This is a genomic window from uncultured Desulfovibrio sp., assembly GCF_944327235.1.
Classification (GTDB): domain Bacteria; phylum Desulfobacterota; class Desulfovibrionia; order Desulfovibrionales; family Desulfovibrionaceae; genus Desulfovibrio.
Genome location: NZ_CALVHE010000151.1, coordinates 1 through 5,565, shown reverse-complemented (window position 1 = coordinate 5,565; position 5,565 = coordinate 1). Strand labels below are relative to the sequence as shown.

Genomic DNA, 5,565 nt, shown 5'->3' with positions numbered 1-5,565 from the left:
CACCGTCATGAGGATATCTACAAACTCCTCCTCAAGATGCTCAGAGAGAATCCTCTCTGCTAGTCATGACCCAAAATATTATATAAAAGACATCTGTTCCGAAGTTTTCGCAACGGTGAAGCAGGTCTCGTATCCCAGAAAAAACAGGACGAAATGTGTATTGAGCGGCGAGCCCATCTCGTATGGGGACCCTGCGTACCTCGTCAAACTCGTCACCTACAGTGATGGCGATGCCCTTTATGTACGCGTGGACAAGGCCGAAGAGCATCCCGAGTTCATGCGGAACCTGGGTCACTTCGAGCAACGCATGTACACCTGTTCGTTCATGTTTTATGATAACTTCAAAAAAATGGAGCCGTTCGATCCCGACTGGGTCAGCAAAGAATGGGATATCCGGCAGCTGACGAACGCCATCGAGATGGCGCAGTCCGAGGAACAACGGCGGGAACTGCAAGCGCAACTGGACAAGCTGGGTCCCAATCACCCTCCCTTGTCCTGCGAGGAAGTGCTGGAAAGATTTTTCGACAGGCTCAGGGAGCTACAGACCGGGGCACGCACTGTGGACCGCAGGCAGACGAGGTGGTTGTGGGAAGCTCTTGGGCCTCTGGTGATGAGCGAACTGCATGTTTCGCTGGTGGAGCGGTATGCAAGCCTCCCCGCGGAACTTCGCGTCGCACTGGCCTGTTCCGACAACCATGTGTTCGTTCGGCTGGCTGAGGAAAGCGGCCTGCTGCCGGACTGGGATCGTATCCGTACCCTGATGGGCAAGGGACGGCTTGCCCTGGCGGACATGCTGACCTTTGCCGAATGGGGAAGAGCCAACCCCGACGGGTTGAAGCTCTTGTGGCGCACCCACACGCTTTTCGGCATCCTTGGGTTCAGCGCCGGTGGATCGCTCGGTTTTGGGGAAATGCTGGGGAATGGTCATGCCGCGTATCTCCTCTTCCTTTTCACGGCCCACCCCGAACTGGCGCCCATGCTTGGTACGTTCGATCCCGTAAGACCCTGTACCCATTCCTCGATAGGGAAGTCGTGCGATCTGGAGGACAAGTTCCTTGTGGAGGATTGTGCGTATCAGCACCCCTATGTCTATCGAGCCGGTGTTTTTGCGGCCCTGCTCGCGGGCGATCCCGACGAAGCGAGGAAATGGGTCGCCCTGATGCGCAAGAACGCCGGCTACTATTTCCACGGCAGCCCCGACGGATTCATCAATGCTACCGAAAAAATGGCCGAACAGTACATACGAAAGCATCTGAAGTGATGACGGTCCGCTGTCCGCGCGAATATGGCGCTGCCGACCAGAGCGTCTTGCCTTTTTCAACGGCAAGACGCTCTACCTGTATTTGATGCCGAACAGGATGCCTTCCCGCAGCCAAGGCTCATCCTGATTGAAAATGAGGTAGTCGCCCAGCGGCCCCAGCAGCGTGGGGGCCACGGTGAAGCGATCTGATCCCCGGATGGTGTCTCCCGTGATCTTCAGCAGGCGGGCCTCTGTGATATGCGTCGAGTCCGCACCGCTTATGGAGCAGTAGATGTCCTTGCCGTGGGCAACGTACAGTTCCGACAGGGTGTACGCCTTGCCGACGGGCAATGCCGGGAAGGGCACAGCGGGGCTTCCGTCCAGCGAGACGAGGAAAAGGCGTCTCCGCTCCTTGTCGGCGGCGGCGGTCTTGTCCCGGCTCCCGGAGAGATGGACGACGCGGTCCTTGTCCACGAGGAGGGAGTCGATCTCCATGCCCGGCTCAAGGTCGCGCAGTTTCTCCTCCCGGAACGTCCCCGCCATGATCGCCTCTCCGGGCGTGACAAGGAGCGCATCGTCGCGGACCTGATACAGCGCCCCATCCGCGACGGTCACACACGGGGGATAGTCCACCGGCTCCTTGAGGAGCGGACGCCACGTCCTGCCGCCGTCAAGACTCGCCTCGGCATACCTGCTCCCGTAGAGCAGAAGGTATTTCCCGTCCACGTCCACCAGCCGCCAGCCGTTACCGGCGCCCTCCTCGGAGATCCGGGATATGGCGCCCGTTTTCAGGTCGAATCCGCAAAAAAACTCTTTCTTTGCCCCACCCGGCTCCGCCGGCAGACGCTGGAAAAAATACAGGGTCGTCCCATCATGCGAAAGAGCGGCCACCGGGATATGCCCCTTGATGCGGGCGACGCGCTCGAAGGTGTCCCGCTTCGCCAGAAAGTCCTTTTGGGATATCTTCAAGATATCCGTGTAGTCTCTGCTCCTCGCGGCATGGACCCCTGTCAGCGTTCTGGACACGACGGTCATATAGACGTCATCGCCCACGGGCAGCAGCGCCGTCGTCGTCCCCTCGAATGTGTAAAGCTCCTCTGTCGACAGCGTCGGGAGACCGGCAAGGAAGGATGCGACATCCCACAGCAGGCAAAAAACAAGCAGACCGGCAATATATTTTCCCATGCGCTTCTCCATCTTGTTGGTGATGTGTGCCGCTTCCGGCCGATCGGGGCCGACGGCGCGGCTCCCGCACCATACGCTCTGTCGTTTCGCGGAAAAAATGCGCGCATCCCGCCTGGTTCGGGCCGGACGACGCCGTGCCGCCGCCTCGCGGCCCGCCTTTTTCAGCGGCAAGACGCTCTACTTGTATTTGATGCCGAAGAGGAAGCTTTTCCGCTGCCACACGGCATCGACATTGAAAATGAGGTAGTCGCCCAGCGGCCCCAGCAGGGTGGGCCGGAAATCAAAGCCCTTTGATCTCCGGATGGTATCTCCCGTGATCTTCAACAGGCGGATCTCGCCGGCAAACGGCGAGTCCGCGCCGCTTATGGAGCAGTAGATGTCCTTGCCGTGGGCAAAATGCAGTTTCGACAGGGTGTACGCCTCGCCAAAGCTCAATGCCGGGAAGGGCACAGCGGAGCTTCCGTCCAGCGAGATGAGGAAAAGGCGTCTCCGCTCCTTGTCGGCGGCGTCGGCCTTGCCCATGCTCCCGGAGAGATGGACGACGCGGTCCTTGTCCACGAGGAGGGAGTCGATCTCCATGCCCGGCTCAAGGTCGCGCAGTTTCTCCTCCCGGAACGTCCCCGCCATGATCGCTTCTCCGGGCATGACAAGGAGCGCATCGTCGCGGACCTGATACAGATCCCCATCCGCGACGGTCACACACGGGGGATAGTCCACCGGCTTCTTGAGGAGCGGACGCCACGTCCTGCCGCCGTCAAGGCTCGCCCCGGCATACCTGCTCCCGTAGAGCAGAAGATATTTCCCGTCCACGTCCACCAGCCGCAAACGAGTACCGGCGCTCTCCTCGGAGATCCGGGATATGTCGCCCGTTTTCAGGTCGAATCCGCAAAAAAACTCTTTCTCCGGCCCATCCGGCTCCGCCTGCAGACACTGGAAAAAATACAGGGTCGTCCCATCATGCGAAAGAGCGGCCACCGTGATCTGCCCCTTGACGCGGGCGACGCGCTCGAAGGCGTCCCGCTTCGCCAGAAAGTCCTTTCGGGATATCTTCAAGATATCCGTGTAGTCGTCGCTCTCTGCGGCATAGACCCCTGTCAGCGTTCTGGACACGACGGTCATATAGACGTCATCGCCCACGGGCAGCAGCGCCGTCGTCGTCCCCCCGAATGTGTAAAAATCTTCTGTCGGCAGCGACGGACGAGCGATAAGGAGGGAGACGACATCCCACAGCAGGCAAAAAACAAGCAGGCCGACAATGTATTTTCCCATGCGCTTCTCCGCCTTGTTACCGTGTTGACGATGCGTACCGCCTCCGGCCGACCGGGGCCGACGGTGCGGCTCCCGCACCATACGCCCTGTCGCTTCACGGAAAAAATGCTGTCATCCCGCCTGGTTCGGGACGGACGACGCCGTGCCGCCGCCTCGCGGCCCGCCTTTTTCAACGGCAAGACGCTCTACTTGTATTTGATGCCGAAGAGGAAGCTTTCTCGCTGCCACACGGCATCGACATTGAAAATGAGGTAGTCGTCCAGCGTCCCCAGCAGGATGGGGCTTTCTTCAAAGGACCTTGAGCTCCTGATGGTGTCTCCCGTGATCTTCAGCAGGCGGGTCTCTCTGGAAAACGGCGTGTCCGCGCCGCTTATGGAGCAGTAGATGTCCTTGCCGTGGGCAAAATGCAGTTCCGACAGGGTGTACGCCTTGCCGACGGGCAATGCCGGGAAGGGCACAGCGGGGCTTCCGTCCAGCGAGATGAGGAAAAGGCGTCTCCGCTCCTTGTCGGCGGCGGCGGTCTTGCCCATGCTCCCGGAGAGATGGACGACGTGGTCCTTGTCCACGAGGAGGGAGTCGAGCTTCATGCCCGGCTCAAGGCCGCGCAGTTTCTCCTCCCGGGACCTCCCCGCCATGATCGCCTCTCCGGGCATGACAAGGAGCGTATCGCCGCGGACCAGATACAGCGACCCATCCATAAAGGCCACACACGGGGCATAGAGGAGCGTATGCCACGTCTTGCCGCCGTCAAGACTCGCCCCGGCATACGTGTCCCAATACAGCAGAAGATATTTCCCGTCCACGTCCACCAGCCGCAAGCCGACTCTGGCGCTCTCCTCGGAGATTTGGGAGATGACGCCCGTTTTCAGGTCGAATCCGCAAAAAAACTCTTTCTTTGCCCCTTCCGGCTCTGACGGCGGACGGTGGAAAAAATACAGGGTCGTCCCATCATGCGAAAAAGCGGCCACCGTGATCTGCCCCTTGACGCGGGCGACGCGCTCGAAGGTGTCCCGCTTCGCCAGAAAGTCCTTTCGGGATATCTTCAAGATATCCGTGTAGTCATCGCTCTTTGCGGCATGGACTCCCGTCATCGTTCTGGACACGACGGTCATATAGACATCATCGCCCACGGGCAGCAGCGCCGTCGTCGTCCCCCCGAATGTGTAAAAATCCTCTGTCGGCAGCGACGGGCGATCGACAAGGAAGGAGACGATCTTGCTCAGCAGGCAAAAAACAAGCAGGCCGACAATGTATTTTCCCATGCGCTTCTCCGCCTTGTTACCGTGTTGATGTGTGCCGCTTCCGGCAAAAGGGAAACGCGCTCCTTTCCGGCATGACACCCGCACGTCGATTTGACACCAGCGAAAGACGCCATGTCAACGGGCACTCCTTTTTTTCTTTCTTTTTTCTTTTTCTTTCATCGGCTTGCGGATGCGGCCCGGCAATCTGTTTTTTTCTTCCTTCCTTTTCTTTTCTTCCGCTGGCTGGCGGATGCTGCCCGGCGTTGGGATGGGGGATGTTCTTTTTCCGTTCGTCGGCTGGCGGCTTCTGCCCGGCATCCGGGCTTGGTCGCCTCCCGGCGGGGGGCAGGGGGTGAGAGGGGGCTTGTTTCCTTCTTTTCTTTTTTCCGCTGGATAGCAGATGTTGCCCAGCATCTGGGCCTGGTCGCCTCCCGGCGGGGGGCAGGGGGCAGGGGCTTGCGCAGCCCCTTGCCCCCTACGACCCCGTACCCCGCGTTGGGGGCAGCCATCCCTGACGGACAACAGCGGGACGCCGGTCGTACCATTGGCCTCTTCCCTGCCGCGCGGCAGCGGGCGTTCGGCCTCCCGCTGTCCCGCGCCCACGCGGGACGAGCGTCCGTCCGGCGTCGG

General features: G+C 60.1%; 5 protein-coding genes. 1 reads left to right on the top strand and 4 read right to left on the bottom strand.

Features of this window, described 5'->3' with window-relative positions:
* Positions 1-1,261: hypothetical protein (locus Q0K00_RS11725; RefSeq protein WP_297229744.1), on the top strand; the 1,261-nt coding region annotated here is incomplete at its 5' end.
* A gap of 72 nt (positions 1,262-1,333) precedes the next feature.
* Here Q0K00_RS11725 and Q0K00_RS11720 read toward each other — a convergent pair.
* The 4 genes from Q0K00_RS11720 to Q0K00_RS11705 form a co-directional block, all read right to left on the bottom strand.
* Positions 1,334-2,425, bottom strand: a complete 1,092-nt coding sequence (locus Q0K00_RS11720; protein WP_297229742.1) for a hypothetical protein — start codon at positions 2,423-2,425, stop codon at positions 1,334-1,336.
* Positions 2,426-2,602: 177 nt separating this feature from the next.
* Positions 2,603-3,694 (bottom strand): hypothetical protein, encoded by a 1,092-nt coding sequence (locus tag Q0K00_RS11715; RefSeq protein WP_297229740.1) that lies wholly within the window; start codon positions 3,692-3,694, stop codon positions 2,603-2,605.
* Between the two features lie 185 nt (positions 3,695-3,879).
* Complete coding sequence (locus Q0K00_RS11710) at positions 3,880-4,956, bottom strand: hypothetical protein (protein WP_297229738.1); 1,077 nt, start codon at positions 4,954-4,956, stop codon at positions 3,880-3,882.
* Positions 4,957-5,070: 114 nt separating this feature from the next.
* Positions 5,071-5,349 carry a hypothetical protein gene (locus Q0K00_RS11705; RefSeq protein ID WP_297229736.1) on the bottom strand — a complete coding sequence of 93 codons (279 nt, stop codon included), beginning with the start codon at positions 5,347-5,349 and terminating at the stop codon, positions 5,071-5,073.
* Positions 5,350-5,565 lie beyond the last annotated feature (216 nt).